At 66.7% G+C, this 24489-nt stretch carries 30 protein-coding genes; 10 read left to right on the plus strand and 20 right to left on the minus strand.

The genetic code is table 11. The features are described 5' to 3' along the window. Positions 1 to 44: 44 nt before the first annotated feature. Complete coding sequence (locus QOL79_RS00285; protein WP_283418243.1) at positions 45 to 440, minus strand: VOC family protein; 396 nt, start codon at positions 438 to 440, stop codon at positions 45 to 47. 87 nt (positions 441 to 527) lie between these two features. Between QOL79_RS00285 and soxR the strand changes: the two genes are divergently transcribed. After that, positions 528 to 998 (plus strand): redox-sensitive transcriptional activator SoxR, encoded by a 471-nt coding sequence (gene soxR, locus QOL79_RS00290; RefSeq protein ID WP_283418244.1) that lies wholly within the window; start codon positions 528 to 530, stop codon positions 996 to 998. 212 nt (positions 999 to 1210) lie between these two features. Here the strand turns inward: soxR and QOL79_RS00295 are convergent, their stop codons facing one another. The 8 genes from QOL79_RS00295 to QOL79_RS00330 form a co-directional block, all read right to left on the minus strand. Beyond that, complete coding sequence (locus QOL79_RS00295) at positions 1211 to 1501, minus strand: putative quinol monooxygenase (protein WP_283418245.1); 291 nt, start codon at positions 1499 to 1501, stop codon at positions 1211 to 1213. Between the two features lie 18 nt (positions 1502 to 1519). Next, positions 1520 to 2068 (minus strand): carboxymuconolactone decarboxylase family protein, encoded by a 549-nt coding sequence (locus QOL79_RS00300; RefSeq protein ID WP_283418246.1) that lies wholly within the window; start codon positions 2066 to 2068, stop codon positions 1520 to 1522. 37 nt (positions 2069 to 2105) lie between these two features. Continuing rightward, positions 2106 to 3287, minus strand: coding sequence for an acetyl-CoA C-acyltransferase (locus QOL79_RS00305; RefSeq protein ID WP_204992390.1), 1182 nt, complete (start codon positions 3285 to 3287; stop codon positions 2106 to 2108). 63 nt (positions 3288 to 3350) lie between these two features. After that, a complete protein-coding gene (locus QOL79_RS00310) occupies positions 3351 to 3809 on the minus strand; it encodes a MaoC family dehydratase (protein ID WP_282945968.1) in 459 nt (152 codons plus the stop codon). Between the two features lie 95 nt (positions 3810 to 3904). Then, complete coding sequence (locus QOL79_RS00315) at positions 3905 to 5068, minus strand: mechanosensitive ion channel family protein (RefSeq protein ID WP_502957472.1); 1164 nt, start codon at positions 5066 to 5068, stop codon at positions 3905 to 3907. A gap of 68 nt (positions 5069 to 5136) precedes the next feature. Continuing rightward, positions 5137 to 6147: a DNA topoisomerase IB gene (locus QOL79_RS00320; RefSeq protein ID WP_283418248.1), complete on the minus strand. Its 1011-nt coding sequence runs from the start codon at positions 6145 to 6147 to the stop codon at positions 5137 to 5139. A 37-nt stretch (positions 6148 to 6184) separates the two neighbouring features. Beyond that, positions 6185 to 7567, minus strand: a complete 1383-nt coding sequence (locus tag QOL79_RS00325; protein ID WP_204992392.1) for a putative O-glycosylation ligase, exosortase A system-associated — start codon at positions 7565 to 7567, stop codon at positions 6185 to 6187. Next, entirely contained in the window at positions 7560 to 7724 is a 165-nt protein-coding gene (locus tag QOL79_RS00330; RefSeq protein WP_204992393.1) for a hypothetical protein, read from the minus strand. The genes QOL79_RS00325 and QOL79_RS00330 overlap by 8 nt, the downstream gene beginning before the upstream one ends. 109 nt (positions 7725 to 7833) lie before the next feature. Here QOL79_RS00330 and QOL79_RS00335 point away from each other — a divergent pair, with 109 nt between their 5' ends. Next, complete coding sequence (locus tag QOL79_RS00335) at positions 7834 to 9054, plus strand: TIGR04063 family PEP-CTERM/XrtA system glycosyltransferase (protein WP_283418249.1); 1221 nt, start codon at positions 7834 to 7836, stop codon at positions 9052 to 9054. Between the two features lie 58 nt (positions 9055 to 9112). Continuing rightward, positions 9113 to 9949 (plus strand): hypothetical protein, encoded by an 837-nt coding sequence (locus QOL79_RS00340; protein WP_283418250.1) that lies wholly within the window; start codon positions 9113 to 9115, stop codon positions 9947 to 9949. Positions 9950 to 9959: 10 nt separating this feature from the next. Here QOL79_RS00340 and QOL79_RS00345 read toward each other — a convergent pair whose 3' ends face one another. Further along, positions 9960 to 10271: a hypothetical protein gene (locus QOL79_RS00345; protein WP_283418251.1), complete on the minus strand. Its 312-nt coding sequence runs from the start codon at positions 10269 to 10271 to the stop codon at positions 9960 to 9962. Further along, on the minus strand, positions 10268 to 10513 hold the full coding sequence (locus tag QOL79_RS00350) for a hypothetical protein (RefSeq protein WP_283418252.1): 246 nt from the start codon (positions 10511 to 10513) through the stop codon (positions 10268 to 10270). The genes QOL79_RS00345 and QOL79_RS00350 overlap by 4 nt, the downstream gene beginning before the upstream one ends. A 136-nt stretch (positions 10514 to 10649) precedes the next feature. Here QOL79_RS00350 and QOL79_RS00355 point away from each other — a divergent pair, with 136 nt between their 5' ends. Then, on the plus strand, positions 10650 to 11318 hold the full coding sequence (locus QOL79_RS00355) for a LexA family transcriptional regulator (protein ID WP_283419020.1): 669 nt from the start codon (positions 10650 to 10652) through the stop codon (positions 11316 to 11318). Positions 11319 to 11342: 24 nt separating this feature from the next. On the opposite strand, the gene QOL79_RS00360 is transcribed toward QOL79_RS00355, so the two are convergent. Then, complete coding sequence (locus QOL79_RS00360; protein ID WP_283418253.1) at positions 11343 to 11648, minus strand: hypothetical protein; 306 nt, start codon at positions 11646 to 11648, stop codon at positions 11343 to 11345. Positions 11649 to 11831: 183 nt separating this feature from the next. On the opposite strand from QOL79_RS00360, the gene QOL79_RS00365 reads away from it, so the two are divergent. Together QOL79_RS00365 and aqpZ are read left to right on the plus strand one after the other, a co-directional pair. Beyond that, a complete protein-coding gene (locus QOL79_RS00365; RefSeq protein ID WP_283418254.1) occupies positions 11832 to 13133 on the plus strand; it encodes a methyl-accepting chemotaxis protein in 1302 nt (433 codons plus the stop codon). Positions 13134 to 13220: 87 nt separating this feature from the next. Continuing rightward, on the plus strand, positions 13221 to 13946 hold the full coding sequence (aqpZ, locus tag QOL79_RS00370) for an aquaporin Z (RefSeq protein WP_283418255.1): 726 nt from the start codon (positions 13221 to 13223) through the stop codon (positions 13944 to 13946). A 34-nt stretch (positions 13947 to 13980) separates the two neighbouring features. Here the strand turns inward: aqpZ and galU are convergent, their stop codons facing one another. The 6 genes from galU to QOL79_RS00400 all read right to left on the minus strand — a co-directional run bounded on the left by galU (position 13981) and on the right by QOL79_RS00400 (position 18922). After that, positions 13981 to 14844: a UTP--glucose-1-phosphate uridylyltransferase GalU gene (gene galU / locus QOL79_RS00375; RefSeq protein WP_204992400.1), complete on the minus strand. Its 864-nt coding sequence runs from the start codon at positions 14842 to 14844 to the stop codon at positions 13981 to 13983. A 74-nt stretch (positions 14845 to 14918) separates the two neighbouring features. Further along, positions 14919 to 15416 (minus strand): outer membrane lipoprotein YfiB, encoded by a 498-nt coding sequence (gene yfiB, locus QOL79_RS00380; RefSeq protein ID WP_283418256.1) that lies wholly within the window; start codon positions 15414 to 15416, stop codon positions 14919 to 14921. A 7-nt stretch (positions 15417 to 15423) separates the two neighbouring features. Next, positions 15424 to 16668: a diguanylate cyclase DgcN/YfiN gene (dgcN, locus tag QOL79_RS00385; RefSeq protein ID WP_283418257.1), complete on the minus strand. Its 1245-nt coding sequence runs from the start codon at positions 16666 to 16668 to the stop codon at positions 15424 to 15426. Beyond that, positions 16665 to 17201 (minus strand): regulatory sequestration protein YfiR, encoded by a 537-nt coding sequence (gene yfiR, locus QOL79_RS00390; protein ID WP_282945997.1) that lies wholly within the window; start codon positions 17199 to 17201, stop codon positions 16665 to 16667. Before yfiR ends, dgcN begins: the two co-directional genes overlap by 4 nt. A 138-nt stretch (positions 17202 to 17339) precedes the next feature. Beyond that, complete coding sequence (gene msrA / locus QOL79_RS00395) at positions 17340 to 17873, minus strand: peptide-methionine (S)-S-oxide reductase MsrA (RefSeq protein WP_058455561.1); 534 nt, start codon at positions 17871 to 17873, stop codon at positions 17340 to 17342. 56 nt (positions 17874 to 17929) lie between these two features. Next, positions 17930 to 18922, minus strand: coding sequence for a M48 family metallopeptidase (locus QOL79_RS00400; RefSeq protein WP_283418258.1), 993 nt, complete (start codon positions 18920 to 18922; stop codon positions 17930 to 17932). A gap of 87 nt (positions 18923 to 19009) precedes the next feature. On the opposite strand from QOL79_RS00400, the gene QOL79_RS00405 reads away from it, so the two are divergent. From QOL79_RS00405 to rpsI, 4 genes are all read left to right on the plus strand, one after another. Next, positions 19010 to 20053 (plus strand): COX15/CtaA family protein, encoded by a 1044-nt coding sequence (locus QOL79_RS00405; protein WP_283418259.1) that lies wholly within the window; start codon positions 19010 to 19012, stop codon positions 20051 to 20053. After that, a complete protein-coding gene (locus tag QOL79_RS00410; protein WP_283418260.1) occupies positions 20050 to 20835 on the plus strand; it encodes a hypothetical protein in 786 nt (261 codons plus the stop codon). Before QOL79_RS00405 ends, QOL79_RS00410 begins: the two co-directional genes overlap by 4 nt. A 182-nt stretch (positions 20836 to 21017) precedes the next feature. Beyond that, positions 21018 to 21497, plus strand: a complete 480-nt coding sequence (rplM, locus tag QOL79_RS00415; RefSeq protein ID WP_058455565.1) for a 50S ribosomal protein L13 — start codon at positions 21018 to 21020, stop codon at positions 21495 to 21497. Further along, the gene (gene rpsI, locus QOL79_RS00420; RefSeq protein ID WP_058455566.1) at positions 21497 to 21994 is read left to right on the plus strand and encodes a 30S ribosomal protein S9; all 498 of its coding nucleotides are present in this window, start codon (positions 21497 to 21499) and stop codon (positions 21992 to 21994) included. Before rplM ends, rpsI begins: the two co-directional genes overlap by 1 nt. Before the next feature lie 217 nt (positions 21995 to 22211). Here rpsI and QOL79_RS00425 read toward each other — a convergent pair whose 3' ends face one another. Together QOL79_RS00425 and QOL79_RS00430 are read right to left on the minus strand one after the other, a co-directional pair. Continuing rightward, positions 22212 to 23255: a phosphotransferase family protein gene (locus QOL79_RS00425; protein ID WP_283418261.1), complete on the minus strand. Its 1044-nt coding sequence runs from the start codon at positions 23253 to 23255 to the stop codon at positions 22212 to 22214. After that, the gene (locus QOL79_RS00430) at positions 23252 to 24343 is read right to left on the minus strand and encodes an Rv3169 family protein (protein WP_283418262.1); all 1092 of its coding nucleotides are present in this window, start codon (positions 24341 to 24343) and stop codon (positions 23252 to 23254) included. The genes QOL79_RS00425 and QOL79_RS00430 overlap by 4 nt, the downstream gene beginning before the upstream one ends. Positions 24344 to 24489: the final 146 nt, after the last annotated feature.

Raw genomic sequence — 24489 nt, forward strand, 5'->3', positions numbered from 1 at the left:
CCTGACAAGCGATGAACGCTTGTGAATGCAGGATGTTGCGCCGTTCAGCGCGGGCGCGGCTCCGCATAGCTGACGACTTCATATTCGATGCCGTCGGGGTCAAAGAAATAGAAGCGGCGGCCGGGTTCGTAATCGCCGTGATTGAAGGGGGTCAGGCCCACCGCCTTCACGCGCATTTCGATCGTATCGAGATCATCGACCTGCACCCCGAGATGGTTGAGCGGCTCGCCCTTCGGATAGCGCGCGTCGGCGTGCTGGCCGTCGGGGCCGGTATAGAGCGCGACATAGGCGGCCTCGCTGCCGAGGTGGATCGTGCGGCCGCCGTCGCGCGCCGGGCCGCGCCAGCGTTCGTGCCAGCCGAAGATGGCCGAAAGGATGCCCGCCGTGCGATCGGGGTCGCTGACGGTCAGGTTCACATGTTCGATGAAGGGGTGCGTCATGGTTCTGCTTTCGTGATTCGGGTTGACGCAGCGGGTATGAAAGTTCAAGTGAGGTTTAGGTCAAGCGGAAAGCGAATGAACACGGCCATGCATCGGACCGACCTGATCGCGATCGGCGAATTGGCGGCGCGCACCGGCACCGCCGTGTCGGCGATCCGTTTCTACGAAGCGAAGGGTTTGCTCGAGGCGCTGCGTACCGCCGGGGGGCAGCGGCGCTTTCTGCGCGCCGACATCCGCCGCGTGTCCTTCATCCTGATCGCGCAGCAGATGGGGCTGAGCCTCGATGAGATCGCGGGCGAGCTTGCGCGCCTGCCTGCGGGACGCACGCCGAACGCCGCCGACTGGACGCGGATCAGCACCGGGCTGCGCGAGCGGATCGATGCGCAGCTCGCGGCTTTGACGCGGACGCGTGAGCTGCTTGACCAGTGCATCGGCTGCGGTTGTCTGTCCTTGAAGAAATGCGGGCTTTATAACGCGCAGGACAAGGCGGCGCAGCGCGGCGCGGGGCCGCGCTACCTGCTCGGCGACCGGGCGGGGGAGATTGCGGAGGTGGGTTGAGGCCTTGGGGCGCTGATAGCGGCTTTGGGGTGGGGAGCTGTCGCCACGTTATTCGTCATCCCGGGCTTGACCCGGGACCCGCCTTTCCTTTTCCGGCCTCGGATGAAAAGACAAGGCAGGCCCCGGACCAAATCCGGGGTGACGATGATTGATAGCCAGCAAACGGCCGCTTTTCGTCCTTCACGCCGCGCGGAAAACGGGCAGCCTCGCCCTCAAACCGCCGGCAGGCTTTCGATTTCGGGTGCGCCCGCCAGGCACGGACCGAGCTTGGCGCCGAGGCTGCGGAAATGATCCGACGCGCGGTGCGCGGCGATCGCGGCCTCGTCGTCATAGCATTCGAGCACCTTGTAAACGCCGGTCTCAGCGGTGCGGAAGAGCTTGTAATAGCTGTTGCCGGGCTCGTTGGCGCGCACGGCGGGGGCGAGTTCGGCGAAGACGCCTTCGAACTCGGCTTCCTTGCCGGGTAGAACGCGGATGGTCGCGATAACTCCGATGCCCCTCATATCTCTCTCCCTAAATGCTCAGGCCTTGAGGTCGGGATCGACCTCCCAGCCGTCTTCCACCTGGATACCGAAGCTGTTCAGCATCATCGAAACCTGTGTGTACTGGCCGACGGTCATGACCAGGTCCATGCGGCCCTTGTCGCCGAGCGGGGCAAGCGCGGCCCAGCTGGCGTCGCTGACGAAATGGTTCGAAGTGAGGTCGTCGGTCGCGCGCAGCATCGCGCGGTCGATGTCGCCCCAGCCTGCGGCGTCGGGACCGGCTTTGATCCGTTCGATCTCGTCTTCGCTCAGGCCACTGTCGAGCCCGATGCGCTTGTGCTGCGTCCACTCGTAGCCCGAGCGGCAGTTGTAGCCGGTACGCAGGATGACGAGTTCGCGATCGCGTTCCGACAGCGCGTTGCGGCGCGACAGGATATAGCTGCCCCAGCCGAGGAAGGCGGTCAGCGCTTTCGGGGCATGGGCTAGGGTGCGGAAGATGTTGAGCACCTTTCCGCCGCCGACCTTGCCGCCGCCATTGTCGAGGAAGGGCGACAGCGCAGCGCGCTGGTCGGCATCGAGCCGGTCCAAATCGACCGGCTCGATACGCGGTTTACTTAAGCGCAAATCAGAAGACCTCGAACAGGCCCGCTGCGCCCTGGCCGCCGCCGATGCACATGGTGACGACGGCATATTTGACGCCGCGGCGCTTGCCCTCGATCAGCGCATGGCCGACGCAGCGCGCGCCGGTCATGCCGAAGGGGTGGCCGATCGAGATCGAGCCGCCGTTGACGTTGAGCAGCTCGTTCGGAATGCCTAGCTTGTCGCGGCAATAGAGGACCTGCACGGCAAAGGCTTCGTTGAGTTCCCAGAGGCCGATGTCGTCCATCTTGAGCTCGAAGCGTTCGAGCAGCTTCGGGATCGCGAAGACGGGACCGATGCCCATTTCGTCGGGCTCGGTGCCCGCGACCGCCATGCCGACATAGCGGCCGAGCGGCTGGAGACCGCGCTTCTCGGCGACCTTGGCTTCCATCACGACACAGGCCGACGCGCCGTCGGCGAGCTGGCTGGCGTTGCCCGCAGTGATCGTGTGGCCTTCGCCCATCACCGGCTTCAGACTGGCAAGCCCTTCGAGCGTCGTGTCGGCGCGGTTGCACTCGTCCTTGTCGGCGACGACGTCCTTGAAGGTGACTTCCTTCGTCTCCTTGTTCACGACCGCCATGGTGGCGGGGCAGGCGACGATTTCGTCGTCATATTTGCCCGCGGCCTGCGCGGCGGCAGTGCGCTGCTGCGACTGGAGCGAATATTCGTCCTGATATTCGCGGCTGATGTTGTAGCGCTTCGCGACAACCTCGGCGGTGCCGATCATCGGCATATAGGTGTCCTTGTGCATCGCGATCAGCTCGGCGTCGGTCTCGATGAACACCTTGCCGCTGCCGCTGACCTTCGAGATCGACTCGATCCCGCCGGCGACCGCGATGTCCTGGCGATCGACGATGATCTGCTTCGCGGCGGTGGCGATCGTCATCAGGCCCGACGAGCATTGGCGGTCGATCGACATGCCGGGGACGGTGACGGGCAGGCCCGAACGCAGCGCGATCAGGCGCGCGACGTTCATCGTCTGCGAACCCTGCTGCATCGCGGCGCCGAAGACGACATCGTCGATCTCGCCGCCTTCGACCCCGGCGCGCTCGACCGCGGCGCGGACCGCATGGGCGCCCAGCGTCGGGGCGAGGGTGTTGTTGAAAGAGCCGCGCGCCGCCTTGGTCAGCGGGGTGCGGGCGGTGGAAACGATGACGGCGTCACGCATGATATCTGTCCTTCTGCTTGGATCCGGTTGTCTTTTCGGGGGAGGTCGGCCGGATATTTCGGTTCAGACGAAGAACTGGCTGATCCATTCGGCAATCAGCGCGGGCTTTTCCTCGCCTTCGATCTCGATCGTCACTTCGTTGGTCTGCTGCCACTGGCCGGGGCGCTTCTCTTCGAGTTCGAGCAGTTTCACGTGGCTGCGGATCCGCTTGCCGGCCCGGACGGGGGACAGGAAGCGGACTTTGTTGCCGCCATAGTTGACGCCCATCTTCACGCCGGCAATCTTGGGTCCGTCGGTGCTCGCGCCGAGCATCGGGATCAGCGACAGCGTCAGAAAGCCGTGTGCGATCGTCCCGCCGAAGGGCGTCAGCTTCGCCTTTTCCTCGTCGATATGGATGAACTGGAAGTCGCCGGTGGCTTCGGCGAACTTGTTGATGCGGTCCTGATCGACGAGCACCCATTCGGACGTGCCGATATGCTCACCGACCTTAGCTTGCAGGTCCTGCGGCGTGATGCTGGCCATGACTCATCCCCTCTGATCGTTCGTTCGGGGCGCGTTCTAGGCCTGTCTTGCGGCGTTGCACAAGGCCCAAGGTTCGGCGCTATGGCGCCGTAGCGTCAGTCGGGCTTCGTGGTCTTTGCCGAGCGCGCCTTGGGCTTCGGGGACTCGGCAAAGGGCATGATCATCGTACCGTCGGGCGCGGCGGTGAAGGTCGTTTGCGTCGGATAGGCGAACTCATAGCCCGCTTTCGCCATCGCCTCGAACAACCGGATGCCGACATCGGTCCGCGCCGCGGCGACGACATCGAAGTCGTCGCTGAAGACGTCGAAGAGCAATTCGAAATCGAGACTGGACGATCCGAAGGTCAGGAAACTCGACCGGATGAATTCATGGCCCGCGGCGACTACCTGCGCCTCGAGCAGGGCAGGCAGGTCGCGCAGCATTTCGGGCGTCGTCTGATAGATGACGCCGATCCTGAAGGTGATCCGGCGGCGATGGAGATGCGCGAAATTGGTGATCTCCTTGCTCAGCAAATTGGTGTTCGAGATCACCAGCAATTCACCGTTGAGCGAGCGGAGCCGCGTGCTCTTCAAGCCTATGCGCTCGACTGTCGCGGTGCTCGTGTCATATTTGATCGTCTCGCCGACGCGGAACGGGCGGTCGAAGATGATCGACAGCGACGCGAAGAGGTCCGAGAATATGCCCTGCGCGGCAAGACCGATCGCGATGCCGCCGATCCCGAGCCCGGCGATCAGCCCCGTGACGTTGACGCCCATATTGTCGAGGATGACGATCGCCGCGATCGCGAACAGCGCGACGCTGATCAGCAAGCGGATGATTCCCATCGCATTGCTGAGCGTCTCGTTGTTCCCCTCGGCGGCGCGGCGCTGGATCAGGCCAAGGATGATCTCGCGCACCCAGATCGCAACCTGCAACACCACCGCGATCGTGAAGACGAACTGGACGATCTGCATGATCGCCGCCGGCGGCTGCGCATAGCCTGCGACCATGCGGATGGCGACGATCGCGATGACGGTCGATCGCGTCTTGTGAATCACGCGGCCCGCGATGTGGGTCAGCGTGAGGTCACCCTCGGCCGACTGCGCATGTTTGAGCGCGAAGGTGCGGACCATCGAAAGCAGGAAATAGATGAGCAGCCCCGCGCCGACCGCGATACCGATCTGCAGCCAGTGGCTGTTCACCCAGGCGGCGCTGATATCCCAGTAGTGGCGGAGATCCTCGAGCGGGTTGGTTGCTGCGGCTGGCGCCTTGGTGGCCAAGGCTGTCGTGGTGGTGGCCGAATGGGCGGCGGGAAGGATGGCAATGGTCACGTCGTCCTCTTGGCGGATCAGGCGGAGCGGAGCAAGACTGCGGCATCGGGCACCCGTTCGAGCCACGCGAGAAAGCCGCGTTCGTAGCGCGAGAGATATCGGGTTGCGCGCGGCAAGGCGCCCGCATCCGCAGCAAAACGGCGCCGATCCTGCGCCGCCGCGATCATTGCCGGGTGGACATACGCCTTTCGCGCGACCGCGGGCGTGTTCCCGAGCCGGTCGGCGACATGGGCGACCATCGCCTTCAGTGTCGGCGGCTCGGGCGCGTCATACAGGTAGGCGAAGGCCTCGACGCTCGCCGACCAGGTGCGGAAATGCTTGGCGCTGAAATCGGCCCCCATCGCCTCGCGGATATAGGCGTTCACATCGGCGGAGCCAACCGCGCAGAGCCCGCCCTCATCCTGATATTGGAACAGATGCTGGCCGGGCAGATCCTGCAGCCGGCGGACGAGCGTCGCAAGGTTCCGGTCGCTGATCGTCACCTCGCGCATCAAGCCGCCCTTGGCGCGATAGCTGAGGCGGAGCGTCTGCCCCGAAAGCTTCGCATGACGCCGCCGCAGCGTCGTTGCGCCGAAGCTCTTGTTCGCGGCGGCATATTGCTCGTTGCCGACGCGCAATGCGGCGAGATCGAGCAGCCGGACGACCGCGCCGACGATCCGCTCCCGACACAGCGTCCGGCGGGCCAGATCGTCGGCCAGCCGCGCGCGGAGAAGCGGCAGGGCATGGCCAAAGGCGGCGCAGCGATCATATTTGTCCGCTTCCTGCGCGAGGCGGAATTCGGGATGATAGCGATACTGCTTGCGGCCGCGCGCGTCATAGCCGGTCGCGAGGATATGGCCGTTCGGCGCGGGACAGAACCACGCATCCTCATAAGCGGGGGGCAGGGCGACCGAATTCAGACGGCGAATTTCCGCGGCGTCGCGGATGATCCGACCCTGCGCATCGCGGTAGCGCCAGCCGCCATCGATGCGCTGGCGGCTGATGCCGGGCAGGCTGTCGTCGACATGGATAAGGCGCGCGATGGACATGGGGCAATAGCGCCCCGCCCCCGCCGATGGTTCCGCGCTAGCGTTCGGCAGGAAAGGCGTGGCGCGCGGGAACCTGCGCCGGACGTGCCATCAGCGGGCGCCAGCCCGACTGCTGCTCGCGCCGCCGGCAATAGGTCGAAAGCCCGATTTCGAGCGCCAGCATCATGTAGATGAAGGGCTGGAAGGCGATGCCCACGAACAGCGACCCGACCATATAGACGATATGCCCGTGCTGCAGCGCGGTGGCGAGCGGCGCGATCCATTGTTCCTCGGCGCGGCGGGTCTTGAGATAGCGCCGCCGCAGCTGCTCCATGCGGAAGAGGCCCGCCGCCTGCAGCACCAGCCAGAGGATCAGGCCGGGATAGCCCTGTTCGCCCAGCATCTCGAAATAGCTGGAGTGATAGGCGCGCGCCTTGTCCTCATAGACCGATGGCAAGGCTTCCTGCGGCGCGGCGTTGGCGTTGCTGCTCGCCGCGCGCTCGACGCGGAGGTGGTTTTGCAGATAGGCGTTGAAGCCGCCGCCGAAGGGATGGTCCTTCGCATATTCCCATGTCCACGCCCACACCGCGACGCGCGTCGAAGCCGATTCGTCGGCGCGGTGGTCGCGGATCGTTTCCATCCGTGCGGTATAGCTTTGCGGCAGGAAGGGGATCGCCGCGGCGGCGAGCAGCCCGGCGCCGACCATGTAGAGCAGGCGGTGCCTGACCGCGCGCAGCGACAGGATGGCGAGCACGATCAGGCAGACGAGGCCGGTGCGCGCCTGCGTGCCGACGGGCAGCAACATGCACGCAAAGCACAGCGCGAAACAGAAGAGCGAGACGCGCCAGTCGGGCTGGAAGACCGTGCCATGCTTGCGGTACCACAGGATCAGCGGGATGATCGCGATGCCGACCGTCGACATGATCGACCCCTCGTAGAGCCCGTAATTCTCGCTCAGCAGCAATTGCAGCGAGCCATAGCCGCCCCCGCCCGCCGCAGTCTTGATTCCCCCCGCGATCGCGATTGCTGCCGCCGAAAGCAACATGATCAGCGCGAGCGCCTCGATCCGCAGCTTGGTGCGCAGGGTCAGCGGCAGGAAGATCGCCCAGACGAGCGCTTTCCACACCCAGCTCCATTTGTCCTGCGCCTCGACCGGGAAATCGGCGTTGACCGTCGTCGCCCAGCAATAGAGCAGCAGGATCACGAGCAGGCTCTGCCGGCCGGACCAGCGCGTGTCGCGCTTGTCGTCGAAGACGAGCCAACCGACGATTGCGAGCCCGAAGACGATCAGCGAGATCGGGATCGAATTGATCAGGAAGTAGCTGAGCTTTTGCGGCGCGACGATGTCGATGTAGCAAAAGCACAGCACGAACAGGAACGGCTTGCGAAAGCCGACCCCGATGAAGGCGAAGAGAAAGGCGACAAAGGCAAGGTCACGCATCGCCGTGCGTATCCCCCGCCGGAACTTCGGCATCGCGCCGCTGCTGCCACAGCTTGCGCGGGCTGACCTCGTGATCGAGATCGTCACGATAAAGCAGGCGCCACAGCGCGATCGCGATGAGGATGTGGGTCAGGGCAATCGAGAAATTGTCGACCATCGTGCGGCGTGCCTTCGCTCTTTCTTCGCGACGCGAAACCGGTCGTCGCGGCGAGGATAGTAGAACGGGGTTGACGCCGCGTTAAGGCTGGTGTGCCAAGGGGGCGGCCATGACCCGCATCCTGCACGTCCTAGATCACAGCCTGCCCGCGCACAGCGGCTATACCTTCCGCACCCGCGCGCTGATGAAGGCGCAGGCCGCGAAGGGGTGGGCGGTGGCGGGTGTGACCGGTGTTCGCCACCCGCTGCCCGGACCCGGGGTGGAAACCGTCGACGGGCTCACCTTCTATCGCACGCCGCCGATCAAGCCTGCGCCTTCGCCGCTGCGCGAATGGCGCGAGATCGGGGCGCTGGCGAAGCGGATCGAGGCGCTGGTCGCCGAATGGAAGCCCGACCTGCTCCACGCGCATTCGCCCGTGATGGACGGGCTTGCGGCGCTCCGTGTCGGCAAGCGGCTTGGTATCCCCGTCATCTATGAGATCCGCGCCTTCTGGGAAGATGCGGCGGTCGGCAACGGAACGGGTCGCGAAGGCAGCGCACGCTATTTTCTGACGCGCCGGCTCGAAACCCATGCGGTGCGATCGGCCGACGCGGTCGCGGTGATCTGTGAAGGGCTGCGCGGCGACCTGGTCGCGCGCGGCATCGATCCCGCCAAGATTATCGTGTCGCCGAACGGCGTCGACCTCGACCTGTTCGGTAGCCCGCCGCCGCGCGACGATGCGCTGGCGGTCGAGCTCGGTCTGGGCGCGGATGATCCGGTGATCGGCTTCATCGGCAGTTTTTACGATTACGAGGGGATCGACGACCTGATCGCGGCGATGCCGGCGCTGATCGCCGCCGAGCCGCGCGCGCGCCTGCTGCTGGTCGGCGGCGGGCCGATGGAGGCGGCGCTCAAGGCGCAGGCCGCGGCCTCGCCCGTCGCCGCCCATATCTTCTTCGTCGGCCGCGTGCCGCACGAGCAGGTGGAACGCTATTATTCGCTGATCGATATCCTTGCGTATCCGCGCAAGAAGATGCGACTGACCGATCTCGTCACGCCGCTGAAGCCGCTCGAGGCGATGGCGCAGGGCAAGCTTGTCGCCGCATCCGATGTTGGCGGTCACCGCGAACTGATCGAGGACGGGGTGACGGGCAGCCTGTTCGCGCCCGACGATCCCGCGGCGATCGCGGCCGTGCTGGCCGGTCTGCTCGCGCGGCGCACCTTGTGGGGAGAGCGGCGGCGCGTGGCACGTGCGTTTGTCGAGGCCGAACGGAATTGGTCGTCGAATATTTTGCGTTACGAACCTGTTTACCAAAATTTGCTAGGCAATCCGGGGTCGCGAACTGGTTGAGGACATTCTGGCGGGGCCAGAGTGACCCGGACAGAGGGTGCGAAAGACGTGGGACGATATGGACGACGATAGCGAAGCGCCGAAGACAAGCCGCCTGCGGGCGATGCTGCGCGCCCTGCAAACGACGCTTCCGGCGGTGATCGGCGCTGCCGCGCTCACCTTTCTTTTTGCTGCGGTCATCCCGATGGCATGGGTCGCCGGGATCAGCTGGAATCTTTATCTCGACCGCCTGTCGGACTTGTTCGTGCCACCCGTCGGTAACGGCGCGCGGCTCGCGCTTGCCCTCGCCATGTCGGCGATCGCCGCGCTGATTGCAGCTTTCGTCGCGCTGTTGATCAACGAACCCGAGGCCTCGGGTCTCACGGCGCTGCGCCGCAGAGCCAGCCGGGCGGTCGAGGAAGAGGCGAGCGATTATGTCCCGCCGCGTCGCCGCGCTGACCTGCACCCCGACGATTTGCCGCGCGCGCCGATCCGCGCCGGTCGCGACCTTCCCGCCGAGGGGCTCGGCGTCTGGGCCGCCCCGACCGAGGCCTCGGCCGAACCCGATCCCTTTCTGAGCCCCGCCGTTCCCGAGACGGCAGACTGGAGCGAGGTTGACGAGCTGGTGCTCGCCGACCTCGCCCCGGTCGAAATCGACGAGCCCGGTGCTGAACCATGGCTGCAACCCGTGGCTTCGACCGGCCCCGCGCTTCCCGACCCTGCCGACAATTCGCTCGGCGCGATGGTCGCGCGACTCGAACTCGGTCTGTCGCGCAAGCGCCTGCCGGCGGCCGCGACGCTTCCGATTCCTGTCAACGATCCGGTGGCGGGCGAAGAGAGCGATGCCGAGATCGATTTCGCGCTCGAGGCGGCGCTGAGCACGCTGCAACGGATGAACCGCCAGACGCAGGGCTGAGCGACCGCGTTCAATTCTCGACGGTCAATATTTCGACGGTGATTTCGTAGGGGCTGTGTGCCTCGACGCTCAGGTCGGCGACGATATGGCCGGGCAAGCGCCATTCGATGGCGGCGAGGCGGTCCTGCAGTGCGCGCGCATCCAGGGACGATCCCGAACACCGAAAGAGGTGGCGCGCGCCGACGAAATTGGCGCTCGCCCAAGGCCGCAATGTCGAATTCCCGAGCGCAAAGCCTTCGCCCAACTCGGCGCCGAGCAGGCGGGTCAGGCGCCGGTGCGGGCAGGCGGGGCGGGCGGGCGCGGTGGGCGACCAGCGGATCATGCGCGCTTCTCCTCACGGAATCGTTGGTCGCCCCGCTTCATCACACGGCCCTCGTGAAAGTCGGCACGCCATTTGTTCATGAAATGTTCCACGCGGCAGACCAGGCTGCGACCTGGCGCGCGTCCCCCGCGCAGGTCGCTCACCAGCCGCGGGTCGTGCGCGGCGGCACGACCGAAGACGCTCGGCGGCATCCGCGATTCGGCCAGGAAAGCCTCGATCCGGTGCAGCAGGTTTCGCTCCATAGTTCCTCCTGTTTTCGTCACATCCCCGAGGCGACTCACCCGATAGGATATTTCCTATCTGATGCCAATTTTCCTACTTGTCTAGGAAAATTCCTATCGCTATATGCGAAATAGGAAGGACCAGTTTCCGGTGACCATGACTGATTTCGATCTCGACCCGCGCGCCACGCTCGACCGCCTGCTGACCGAAAAGGGCGTCGATTATTCGCAGCTCTCGCAGCGCATCGGGCGCAACCCCGCCTATATTCAGCAATATATCAAGCGCGGCTCGCCGCGTCGGCTGGCGGAGGAGGATCGCGCACGCATCGCCGCCTATCTTGGCGTGTCCGAAGCGCTGCTCGGCGGCCCTGCGCCGCGTGTCGCGGCGCCGGCGCGATCGCGCGGCGGCGACATGGTGCTGGTGCCGAAGCTCGCGATCGGCGCTTCGGCGGGCGCGGGGGCGAGCGTCGACGGCGAAGCGGTGGAGGGACAGGTCGCGTTCGACCCCAAATGGCTCCGCGACCTCGGTGCCGACCCGCGCGCGCTCAGCATCATCCGCGTCGAGGGCGATTCGATGGCCCCGACGCTCAGCGACGGCGACGATATCATGGTCGACGGCGGCGACGCCGCGGGCCGGCTGCGCGACGGCATCTATGTGCTGCGGATGGACGATGTGCTGATGGTGAAGCGCGTCGCGCGCGCGCCGGGGCAGGGGCGCGTGTCGGTGATCAGCGACAATCCGCACTACAAGAGCTGGGACGATTTACCCCTGAACGCGATCCGGCTGGTCGGCCGTGTGGTGTGGACCGGGCGGCGGGTGCGTTAGCTCGATCGACCGACGTCGGTCCGATCAGATCGGCTGCGCCATCGTCGCTTCGATTTCCTGTTCGAGCACTTCGGCCCGCCGACATTGTTCGTCGTTGCCGTCGCGGCATTTTCCGGCCGCCTTGTCGTGTTGGCGCGACAGCTTACCCAGCCGTTCCTCGCGTTCGCGCATCGCGCGGCCCCGATTGCGGTCCGCTTCGTCCTGGCTCGTCGTCGACCAGTCGGCGACCTGGCCGACCGCCTTGACCGGCGCGGTAACGACCGACTTCACGGCGCCGACGCAGCCGCCGAGCAGAAAGGCGGACAGCAGGGCAAACAGGATGGCGCGCATGATTTCCTCCCTTGGGCGACGGGCGTCCATGGCATAGGTGGCAGCGCCTGAACAGCGGATTGCGGTAAATCGCCGCCTTGTTGCGCCTCCGTGTCACATCACTGAAACAAATGGTTAAATTCGTCTTAACCATGAGTGGCTAGGTCTGGCCCGAGGCAGGGACCGCTAGCCCGAAGAGAGACGATGAACGCCGTATCGCTTATTCCCGTTCCATCCGGTCTGGAGCCCGCATCGGGTCATGCCGTCGCGATCGGCGCCGATGCATCGCTGTCCGACGTGATCGAAGCGTTTCGCCGCAATCCCGAGCTGCGCCTGCTTGCGATCCTCGACGACCGGCGCGCGCCCGTGGGGATCATCCGCGAGCAGCGCGTGCGCGAACTGCTCTTTTGCCCCTACTGGTTTTCGCTGATGCAGAATCCGACGATCGGCGGGTCGATCGACTCGATGGTTGACCCCTGCATCACCGCCGACGTTTCCGAATCGACTGCCAGCCTGCTGCGCCGCGCGTCGGACGCACACGGCCATGACGGGCTGGTCCTCGTCGACGAGGGGTGCTTCGTTGAAACGCTCGACGGCAGCCAGCTCGCCCGGCTCGCGATGCTGCGCGAGATCGAGCTGGCGCGCGAGCGCGCCGACCGCATGGCGTGGGTCGACGAGGCCGGGCGTCGTTTCCAGCAGGACATCGCCGCACTCTCCGCAACGCTGTCCGAAACCGCGCGCGAGGTCGAGGGGGTTGCGCAAATCCTGTCCGAGCGCGCCGAACAGACCGGCCGTGACGCGCTGTCGGTCGCGGGCGCGACCGCGCAGACGCTGACCGGGCTGCAGGATCTCGGCGATCGCGGTCATGCGCTCGCGGCGAGCATGGCGCGGATCGTCGACGACGGCACGCGCGCCCGCGCGGTCCGCCACGACGCGCACCAGAAGGTGCGCCACGCCGGCGGCCGCGCGGCGGCGCTGCAGGATGCCAGCCAGTCGATCGAACAGATGCTGGCGCTGATCATCGACATGGCGAGCCGCACCAACATGCTCGCGCTCAATGCCGGGATCGAGGCGGCGCGTGCCGGTGACGCCGGGCGCGGTTTCGCGGTGGTCGCTGCCGAGGTCAAGTCGCTCGCAAACCAGACACGCGCGGCGGCAAGCGACATCACCCCCTATATCGAACGCATCCGCGAGATCGTCGCGCAGGTCGCCGACGGCTTCCGCGAGGTCGAGCGCGCGATCGACGCGAACAACGACTTCTCGGATACGATCGATCAGGCGATGAGCGGCCAGAGCGCAACCAGCCTGTCGATCGCGACCTATGTCGAGCAGGCGGTGTTCGCGGGGCGCGAGATCGACAGCCGCGTTCAGTATATCAGCCGCGGCGCCGCTTCGGTCGGCGAGGGCGCGGCGGCGCTCGGCGAGTTGTCGTCGGACCTCGGCCGCGCGGCGCAATCGCTCCATGAGCGCGCGCGCCAGTTCGTCGAGAGCGTCGCGGCGGCTTGATTCCAGAGGTTTGCGCTTCCCTGCAGGCATGATAGCTTCGCCCCAGCGCCGGCGGCGCCTGTGGCCGCCGGTGGGGAGGAGGGTCATATGACCAATGTGCAAAAGGGCTTGGCCGAGTTCATCGGCACCTTCTGGCTCGTCTTCGGCGGATGCGGCAGCGCGGTGCTGGCGGCCGCCTTTCCCGACGTCGGGATCGGCCTGCTCGGCGTATCGCTCGCTTTCGGCCTGACCGTCGTCACCATGGCCTATGCGATCGGCCATATTTCGGGTTGCCACCTCAATCCGGCGGTCACCATCGGTCTGTGGGCCGGCGGGCGCTTCGAGGCGCGCGACATTCCGCTCTATGTGGTGGCGCAGGTGTTCGGCGCGATCGTCGCGGCGTTCCTGCTATTTTATATCGCCAGCGGCAATCCGGCCTATGACCTTGCGACCAACGGCCTCGCCGCCAACGGTTTCGGCGGGGGATCGCCGGGTGGCTATGACATCTGGTCGGGGCTGATCATCGAGGTCGTGCTGACCGCGGGCTTCCTGTGGGTGATCATGGGCGCGACCGACGGCCGCGCTCCCGCAGGCTTCGCGCCGATCGCGATCGGCCTTGCGCTGACCCTGATCCATCTTATCTCGATCCCGGTCACCAACACGTCGGTGAACCCCGCACGCAGCACCGGCCCGGCGCTCGTCGTGGGCGGTCTTGCGCTGCAGCAACTCTGGCTCTTCTGGCTCGCGCCGCTGGTCGGCGGGGCGGTGGGCGGGTGGCTCTACCGGACGGTCGGCGTCGACAGCTTCCCGAAGCCCAATATAGAGGGCGACTAGGAAGGCGAACGGCGGGGGCGGAACCCCCGCCTGCCTATTTGAGCAGGTCGATCGCGAAAGCCCGCACCTCGTCGGCCATGTCGGGCCGCGCGAGCGCGACCGCCAGATTGGCCTGGATGTAGCCGGCCTTCGACCCGCAGTCGTAACGCGCGCCGTCGAAGGTGACGGCGTGGAAGGGTTGTGATCCGATCATCGTCGCCATCGCGTCGGTGAGCTGGATTTCGCCGCCCGCGCCCTTTTCTTGGCGTTCGAGCACGCGCATCACCTCGGGCTGGAGGATGTAGCGGCCCGAGATGATCAGGTTCGACGGCGCCTCGTCGGCCCTCGGCTTCTCGACCAGCCCCTTCACCTCGGTCAACGCGCCGTCGGCTTTGCCGGGCGCAATCACGCCATAGGAGGAGACTTGCTCCTTCGGCACCTCCAGCACCGAGATCAAATTGCCGCCGACCTTGTAATAGGCGTCGACCATCTGCTTCATGCAGCCGGGCGACCCGTGCATGAACTCGTCGGGCAGGAAGATCGCGAAAGGTTCGTCGCCGACGATATCGCGCGCGCACCAGATCGCATGGCCAAGCCCCATCGGCTCCTGCTGGCGGACATAGGCGCAATTGCCCGGCCCCAGCCGCGTCGGTGCGAGCACCGACAGATCCTTGCCGCGCTCGGACATCGTCTTTTCGAGCTCGAATGCGATGTCGAAATGATCCTCGATCGCGCTCTTGCCGCGGCCGGTGACGAAGATCATCTGCTCGATCCCCGCTTCGCGCGCCTCGTCGACCGCATATTGGATCAGCGGCCGGTCGACCACCGGCAGCATTTCCTTCGGGATAGCCTTGGTAGCAGGAAGGAAGCGGGTGCCGAGACCGGCAACGGGAAAAACGGCTTTACGGATCGGTTTCATGCGAGGCCTTCGATTGTTCGCGCGTGGCAATGGAGCGTCCCGGCGCAATCGTCTAGGCCGTTATGGTTAATATTTCAGGCCGGCGGGGTCACGATCACGACGACGCGACGATTATCCTGCCGTCCCTCCGCCGTGTCGTTGGGCGACAGCGGGATGGTTTCGCCGCGGCCGATGATCTGGTCGGCGTCGAAGCGCATGCCGCTCGTCTGAAGCGCACGCGCCACCGATTGCGCGCGCGCCTGCGACAGCGTTTGGTTGTAGGCAGTGGTGCCGGTCGAATCAGTGTGACCCTCGACCCGCGCGGTCAGGATGCCCACCGAAACGAGATTCTTCGCCGTCGCTTCCAGCATCGTGACCTGTTCGGGTTTCAGTGCGCTTTCGTTCGTCGCGAAGAGCAGGCGCTCGTTGATCGTCAGCGTCCAGCCGTCGCCGGTTTCGACGAAACCCTCGGCCTTCAATGTCGCGACCTGCGCGGGCGTGAAGCCCTTGGGCGCGGGCATCGTCTGGCAGGCGGCGAGCAGCAGCGGCAGCAGGATCAGCACCAGGCTGCGGACTGAATCGGTCAGGGGCATGCGCACATCAGGTCTCCGCTTGTCTCTTATGCGACCGGTTGGTCAGCTTGTCGGCATACATGGCGGTGTCGGCCGCGGTGAGCAGCCCGGCCGCATCGCCGCCATCGTCGGGATAGACCGCGGCGCCGACGCTGATCGCGAGGCGATAGTAGGTGCCGCCGGGCAAAGCCACGGGTTGCGCGGCGATCTGGCGGATGCGCGCGGCGATCGCTTCGGCGCCCGGTCCCTGGTCGAGCGGGTCGACGATCACGACGAATTCGTCGCCGCCGATGCGCGCGGCGAAATCACCGGTGCGGAGCGTCTCCTTGATCCGCGCCGATAGCGCGACCAGCACCGCGTCGCCCGCCGCGTGACCATGATTGTCGTTCGCCGCCTTGAAATTGTCGGCGTCGATGAACAGCAGCGCAAAGCGCCCGTCGCGCCGCGCCGCATTCTCGATCCGCGCTGCGAGCTGCTCGTCGAACGCGGCGCGGTTCGGCAGGGCGGTGAGCATGTCGTGCGAGGCGCGGTGGGCAAGAACCGCATTCTCGCTCTCCATATGTCCCTGCCAGCCCTGAAGCTCGTCGAGCAGCGCGTTGATGTCGCCGCCCAGCCGGTCGAGCTCGGCGATCCGGAGCGGCTGCACGCGTTTGTCGAACCGGCGGTGCAGCCGGACGTCGTGCGCGACGGTCGCGATCTCGCCGAGCGGCTTGACCAGCTCATATTCGAAACGGCGTGCGAGGATGATCGTCCCCAGCGCGGTGACGAGCAGGCAACCGAGCCCGGCAAGCGCGCCGATGCGGACATAGTCGATCAGGGTCGAGCTATCGCCCCAGATCTCGATGCGCCCGATCACCGACCCGTTGCGCCTGATCGGCGTGGAAAAGGGCTGCGGAAAGAACAGGCTGGTCAGCACGGGCGACGGATCGCCCTTCGGCGACTGCCATTCGTAGAGCGGACGGCCCCGATGATCGAGCACGCGCAGCCGTGCGATCCCCGGGATCCTGCGAAGAGGGTCGAGCCCCTCGCGCGCCGCCTCGGGGTCGTTGAACACGAGCGCGGGTTCGGCGCCATAGGCGCCGACGCGCGTCGCAAGCTCCATGTTCCGGTCGGCGTAGCTGCGCAGCGTCGTGATGCCCGCGAGCAGGATCGCGACGCCCGAGAGCGCGACGGCGAACAGGGTGATGCCGAAATGGAACCGCGACAGCAGCTTTTGCAGCGTCGTGTGCGCCGCGGGGCGGGCGGGGCTGCGGGGTGCGAGCGGGCGGGTCATGAGGCGTCCCCGTCGCTGCCGATCTGGAGCACGCGCGGGTCGATGCGCAGCGGACCACGGCCGATGGCGTCGAGATTGACCGAAAAGCTGACGCCTGGGGCGCGGGCGCGGAGGCAGAACATCGCGCCGAAGCTGCAGCCCGGATCGTCGTCGGTGATCGTCAGCACCGGGCGGCCGCGCACCCACGCGATCAGGCGCTGCCGGTCGGCGACCGGCATTCTGCCGAGGAACAGGATGTCGCAGCCGCTGCCGTTGGCGGGCGCGGAAAGGCGTCGCACCGCGATGCTTTGTCCGCCCGGCACGGCGGGTGCGATGTGATCGGTCAGTTGCGGCGTGCCCGCGACGCACATCGTGCGCGGTGCGCGCGGCAGGTCGGCCGGCCAGCGGGCATAGCTGATGATCCCGCCGACGATCCGGTTGACCCCGGTCGCGACACCGGCGGGGCTGCCGTCGACGATCGTCTGGCTCGCCGCCTCCATCGCCAGCTGCGGCGCCGCCAGCGACGATCCGACCAGAAGAAGCGAAACAAACACCGACAGCGACCCCTCACCGCGCCATGGGGCTACCCTGCCCCCGCTGGGCGGGGTCCGCTAGTCTAAACTGCCGCAAAGTCAAGGAAATGTGACGTCATGCGACCATATTGCAACAGTCTGCCGCCATTTTGGTTCTTTTCAGGCGCGCAGCCGCTCTGCGAACCCTTTGCGCAGCTTGGCGAGCTTGGGCGGAATGACGGCCATGCAATAGGGATTGCGCTGGCCTTCGCCGTCCCAATAGGCCTGATGATAATCCTCGGCCGGATACCAGGTCGACGCGGGCTCGATCGTCGTGACGATCGGCGCGGGCCAGTCGGTTGCGGCGCGCTCGATGCCCGCACGCGCCGCATCCTCCTGTCCCGCGTCGAGCGGGAAGATCGCACTGCGATACTGGGTGCCGATATCGTTGCCCTGCCGGTTGAGCTGCGTCGGGTCGTGCGTCGCGAAAAAGACGTCGAGCAGATCGGCATAGGAAATGACCGCGGGGTCGAAGCTGATGCGGATCGCCTCGGCATGGCCGGTGTCGCCGCCGCACACCTGCTTGTAGGTGGGATTCGCCGTCGTGCCGCCGATATAGCCGCTTTCGACCTTTTCCACGCCGGCCAGCGACTGGAAGACCGCCTCGGTGCACCAGAAGCATCCTCCGGCAAAGATCGCGGTTTCACGGGTCATGGCATGGTTCCTTTGGTGGGGGGAGGGGATGCGCGGTAAATAAGGTGCGCCCCATACTATTCCAAGGGCGGGGGCGCGTCGATCAGAGGTGGTTTCAAGGGTTGACCCGCCGTTCGCGCACTGTCGATCGCGCGAATTTCCTCCTCGAAGGAGGCGACCCGGTCGCGCCAGCCTGGATGCGTCGCCGCCTGGAACGGCGGCGCGCCCTTGCGCTGACCGAAACGGGACCAGAAACGGACGGTCGCCGCCGGGTCATAGCCCGCCCCGGCGAGCAGCCACACCGACAGCCGATCGGCTTCGACTTCGGTCTGCTTGAACAGCCGCGCGCTGCGGCCGAATTGCTTGCCGAGCCCGCGGTCGACCCCCGCCGCGTCGAGCCGCGCGCGATGGCGGAGGATATTGTGCGCAAGCTCGTGCGCGATCGCGGCGGCAAGCTCGTCATCGCTCGCTGCAAAATCGACGAGCCCCGCGCTGACTACGACAAGGCGACCGTCGGCGCCGCCAGCCGCAGCCGCGCGCGCATTGACGCGGAAGTCGCTGGCGCAGCCGGGGACAGGGTCGATCGCGGCGGCCTGACCGTCGATCCCGGCGATCATCACACGGGCGCGCGGCGGCAGCGCGGCGAAGAGTTTTTCGAGGGCGGTCATGCGCGCGAAGGCGTCATTCCCCTCTGCCACATCCACCGGCTGGCCGTTGACGGCACCGATCGCGGCCCCGGTGCGCAGCCCGGCGGTCGCGGCGGGCGATCCCGGCGCCACCGCCGCGACAAAGGCCGTATCGGCGTCGGTCGCATGATAGGCCGCCAGCGCTTCGGCGCGGTCGTACGCGTCATAAAGCCGGGGGTCGCCCAATATCCAGCCGAACTGCGGCTGGATCGCGGGGCACCAGGCGGCGTTGGCGGTGGTCAGGCGAAAGCCGATCGTCGCGACGCGCGCCTCCTGCCGGGCGAGCAGGGCATAGCCGGTGGCGGGCGCGTCCGCCGATGCCCAAGCGGGTGCGGCGCACACGAGACCGATCAGGATCGAAAACGAACGGAGGCGGGGATGCATCGCTGCCGCTTATCAACCCGCGCCTGTCGAGACCATGAATTTTCGCCCTCTTGCCTATCGGCGGACAAGCGGCGATAGGGCGAGGCGATGACGCAAGCCTCCGTGACCGTCCGGCCCTCTATCCCCCGTCCCGCCGCCCTCGCCCGCTGGCTCTGGGCTGTCGCCCTGCTCGTGATCATGGTCGTCGCGGTCGGTGGTATCACTCGCCTTACCGAATCGGGGCTGTCGATCACCGAGTGGAAGCCGGTGTCGGGCGTCCTCCCGCCGCTGACCGAGGTAGGCTGGCAGGCCGAGTTCGAGAAATACAAGCAGATTCCCGAGTATAAGGAGATCAATGCCGGAATGTCGCTCGCGGCGTTCAAGGGGATTTTCTTCTGGGAATGGCTGCACCGCATCCTCGGTCGGCTCGTGGGCATGGCGCTGCTCGTGCCGCTTGCCTTCTTTGCCTGGCGGCGCGCGATCCCTGCGGGTTTTGGCGCGCGCTTGCTCGGCCTAGCGGCACTGGTGGGGCTGCAGGGCGCGATCGGCTGGTGGATGGTCGCCTCGGGCCTCGTCGACCGGACCGATGTCAGTCACTTCCGGCTGGCGCTCCATTTGCTGACCGCGCTCTTTCTGCTCGCGGCGCTGGTCTGGACCGCGCGCGATTTCGCCCTGATGGCGCGTGATCGCGTGGCCGTCAGGCCGCGGCTGATCGGAGTTGCGTGGGCCGTGATCGCGATCCTCTTCGTTCAGTTGCTGCTCGGCGCATGGGTCGCCGGACTGAACGCGGGTTATGTCGCCAGCACATGGCCGTCGATGAACGACCATTTCGTGCCCGAGGGGATCGACTGGTCCCGCGGCGCCTGGTTCGCCTTCACCAACGATCCCTTCCTCCTCCATTTCCTCCATCGCTGGTGGTCGTGGGCGGCTGCGATCGCGCTGCTGCTGCTCGCGCGCACCCTCGGCCGGCGCGGTGCGCGGACCGAGGCGATGCTGCTGATCCTCGTCGTCGCGGCGCAGATGACCCTCGGCATCCTGACCGTCGTCACCGGCGTGTCGATGTGGATCGCGGTGCTGCATCAGGTCACGGGAGCGATCCTCGTCGCGACGACCGCCGCGTCGCTGCACCGGCTGGGACGCCCCGCCGCATGATCGCCGCGGTCCTGCTGCTGTTGGCTGGGCAGGCCGGCCCTGCTGCCCTTCCTGCGCCCCCTCCGGCGGTCGCCGGGCCGCGGGTCTTCGCGCCGCCGCTCGGGTCACCGATGCGCTATCGTGTCACCACGCGGCGACTGTCGCGCGACGGAACGATCGCGAGCTATACGCTTGACTATCTCCTGCAATGGGAGCGCGCCGGTCGCGGCATCCGGCTGGTCGCCACGCTGCAGCGCACCGGCTCCGACGCGCGGCCCGAGCTTGCCGGGGCGTTTACCAGCCTGATGCAGCCACTCGTCGGTGAGCCTGTCACCTATCTTGTCGCGGCCGACGGCAGCAGCATCGACCTTGTCGACCCCGACGGCCTGTGGGCGCGCGTGATGGCGCAGACAGAGGCGATGGCGGCCGCCGCCGACCGGCCCGAGGCGAAGAGCGCCGCGCGACTGCTCGCTGCCCTGTCGCCCGGCGACCGCGAAAAACTCGCGACCGCCGACATTCGCGCGCTGGTCGCCACGGCCAACGCCGATATCCCGGCGTCCTCCGGCGCGGGGGTGGCGATGCGCCAGGACGGCAACTTGCGCACGATCGCGCGCACCGAGCGAGGCGAACTTTCCGCGCGGGCAGGGGCGCCGCAGCCCCTCGTGGTGGAGCGGAACTGGACCGTCGACACCGCGACCGGGCTTCTGATCGCCGAGCGGCGGCAAAGCTGGCTGACCGGCCCGGCAGGCGACGAACGACAGCTCGCGGAGGAGCAGATTCGCGAACTCGATGCCGACAGATAATTGCGCGGTATCATAATACCCGTCAGCAAAGCCGCCGAATCATTGACTTTCGCTGCATTTGCCGTCATTGGCCCGCTCCGAAGCGCCGCTGCGTCCATTTGCGACAGGCGGCGCGGTTTGTTTCGGGGCGCCCGGTACGGTTATCGGGAGGGCTCCGGTCCATATCTGTCAAGGAGCGTGCCATGAAGGCGCTGACCAAGACGACCGCTTCGGCCAATGCCGGCACGGTCGAAAAGAAATGGGTGCTGATCGACGCCGACGGTCTCGTCGTGGGCCGCGTCGCCTCGATCATCGCCAACATCCTGCGCGGCAAGCACAAGCCGTCGTTCACCCCGCACGTCGATTGCGGTGACAATGTCATCGTCATCAACGCCGAGAAGGTGGCGTTCACCGGCAAGAAGCTGCAGGACAAGCGCTATTACAAGCACACCGGCTACGCCGGCGGCATCAAGGAAACCAGCCCCCAGAAGGTTCTGGAAGGCCGTTTCCCCGAGCGCGTGCTTGAAAAGGCCGTCGAACGCATGATCCCGCGCGGCCCGCTCGGCCGCCAGCAGATGCGCAACCTGCGCATCTTCGCGGGCACCGAACATCCGCATGAAGGGCAGAGCCCCGAAGTGATCGACGTCGCGTCGATGAACCGCAAGAACAAGGTGGGTGCATAATGGCCGACGAACAGACCATGACCGATCTCAAGGATCTCGCCGGCGCCGTCGAAGGCACCGTCGCTCCGGCTGCTCCGACCGCTCCGCTTCGCGAGAAGCAGGTCGACAAGCAGGGCCGCGCCTATGCAACCGGTCGCCGCAAGGACGCCGTTGCCCGCGTGTGGGTCAAGCCCGGCACGGGCAAGATCACCGTCAACGGCCGCGACCAGGAAGTCTATTTCGCGCGTCCGACGCTGCGCCTCGTCATCAACCAGCCCTTCGGCCTGACCGAACGCACGGGCCAGTATGACGTGATCGCGACCGTCAAGGGTGGCGGCCTGTCGGGCCAGGCCGGTGCGGTTCTGCACGGCATCGCGCAGGCGCTGACCCGCTTCGAACCGGCGCTGCGCAGCCCGGTCAAGGCCGCCGGTTTCCTGACCCGCGACAGCCGCGCGGTCGAGCGTAAGAAATACGGCAAGGCAAAGGCCCGCCGGAGCTTCCAGTTCTCGAAGCGCTAAAAGTTTCTTCCGCCGACGGGTGGAGAAGGAAAGGGCGGTCCGGCAACGGGCCGCCCTTTTTCGTGTCGGCTTTGGGGTGGGGAGCTGATGTATCAACGGCGTCGCCCCCGCGCAAGCGGGGGCCGCTAGCCGCCTATTCCTGCGCGGCCGCGTAAACCGACAGCGGCCCCCGCCTGCGCGGGGGCGACGGCCAGTTCCGGTCGAAACCCGCCATTTTCTATAGCAGCTCCAAACTTCCCAGCGCCAGCGCCTGTCGCGCCGGGCGTTCGGCCATGACCGCGAACATCTCGTCGCCGCGCGCCGTGCGCTCGACATTCATCGACGCAAACACCGCCATGAAATAGCCGCTGAGCGCGCCGACGCGATAGTCGGTCCAGAGCGCGGCCGCGTCGGGGGCGATCCCGCGCGTGCGGAGTGCCGCGATCCAGTGATCGAAGGCCGGTCGGTCGGCCGCCGCGCGCTCGAACGGATCGGCGATGCTGGTGCCGACCAGATAGGCGAGATCGGTCGCGCCGCTGCCGCGTCCCAGCGTCTGCCAGTCGACGAGCCAGCAGCGCTCGCCGTCGGGCGCGAAGAGGATATTGTCGATGCGCAGGTCGCCGTGAACGATCGTGCGCGCCGATGTCTGCCGTGAGAGATAGGCGTCGAGCCGGTCCACGATCCCCGCGCCGAGGTCGAGCACCTCGGGGGCGAGTCGCGTCGCATAGCGTTCGCGAAAGCCCGCGTAGAGCTGCGGGAAAAGCGAGCGGATCACATCGCCGTTGTCGCGTGCGAGCCAGGGCAAGGTGTCGAGCCGCTGATCGTTCCAGAGCAGCGCGTGCAGCCCCGCCGCCGCCTCTATGCACGGCGCCAATCCCGCCAGCCCGAGCCCCGCGAGTTGGTCACCCTGCCGCGCCGGGGCGAGGTCCGAGAGGATCAGGATGAAGTCGACGTCATCGTCCGCGATCTCGGCATGATGGCACCCCGGCGCTGCGACCCCGCTGCCCGCCGCGAGTTCGCGATACCAGCTCACTTCCTTGACATAGGTGCCGGTGATCTTTGCGATATGGCGGCTCGCAGGGTCATGGCTCGGGCATTTGGCGATGACCGAGGCGGGCGCGTCGACCCCGTCCGCCCAGTCGAGCGTCAGGCGAAAGCTGTCGCACATCTGCCCGGTGCCGACCTTGGCGACGGTGAAGCCGTGGAGCGCGGTTGCTTCCTGGCCGAGCTTGCCCGCGAGCCACGCGGGCGACATCGCCTCGGGCGAGGTCGGGAAGCTCAAGCGACGGGGTCCAGCAAGCCGGAAAGGCCGGTCGGTGCGTGCGGGCCGACGAACAATTGTTCGAGGACACCGACGCCGCGATGCGTCCCGCCGCCGTCGGTCAGTTCGGCGGTAACGAGCGCCTGGATGTGCATAGCGAGCGGATTGCCCCAGCCGCGCTCGGCCTCGGTCATGCGGTCGTGGGCGATCGCCGGTTCGGGGCCGTGGTCGAGACCGTGTCCCCAGAGCGGATGCGTGTAGCCGAGCCCGCTCATGGCGAAGACGGCGCCCGCAGGCGCCAGCGCGAGCGACCTGCCGCCACCGAGCTCGGCCGTCATCCGCGCGACCCGCCGCGTGCCCGGTTGCCAGCCGATGGCAAAGGTCGCGGCGTCGAAATGCTGTTCGGCGCCGCCGTCGCCGACGATCACCGCGCGCCGATTCCACGGATTGCCTTCGCGATCGTCGTTGCTGTGGAAGAAGAGCGAGCGACCCTCGAAATTGCATGGCGTCCACAGCCAGAAGAATTGGGTGAAATTGCCCTCTGGCGGCGGCTGTGGCTCGCTTGCGCCGACGGGACGCACGCCCCAGCTGCGGTCGCGCGTTCCGCTCCAGCTATCGTCGACCGCGATCCGCTCGCCGTCCACCGACAGCCAGCCCGACCAACGGCCGTTCTGCGTCATCCGCGTATAGTCCATGAACAGCCGCGTGCCGTTGCGGCGGATGAAGCGCGGTTCCTCGATCGGGAAATGGCGGCCGGTAAAGACCAGTTCGGCGGCGAGGGGGCCGTCGTTGGCCGCGATGCGCAGGGTCAGGCTTTCGAGCGGCGTGTCGATGCCGATGGCGATCGGGCCGACCGACAGGTCGAGCCGTTCGCCGCCCGAACGGCGACTGGCGCGCAGATTATACTGCACCCCGTCGACGATGACGCAGAAACTCGCATCGACGATGCCGAGCTGCGGATAGAAGCCCATCGCGGCGGCGAAGAAAACCGACCCGTCGGGGCTGTAGCCGTTGAAGAAATAGCGGTCGTAGAAGTTGCGGTCGGTCCCCGCGAACGCAACCGGTTCGCTGGTCTGGTGGAGCGGAAAGTCGTCGCCCTTGGTCAGCATATGTCCTCGTCCCGTTTTTTGTTGCAACGTATCGCGGGACTTGACGGAAGGGAAGGGATGTCGGGTTGGGGGCGATCGCTGTCATTGCTGACGTGATCCTGATCCCCGGCGAAAGCCGGGGCCGACCGAAGCCCGCCTTATCGTTG

Origin of the sequence: Sphingopyxis sp. Geo48, assembly GCF_949769155.1 — a bacterium.
GTDB lineage: Bacteria > Pseudomonadota > Alphaproteobacteria > Sphingomonadales > Sphingomonadaceae > Sphingopyxis.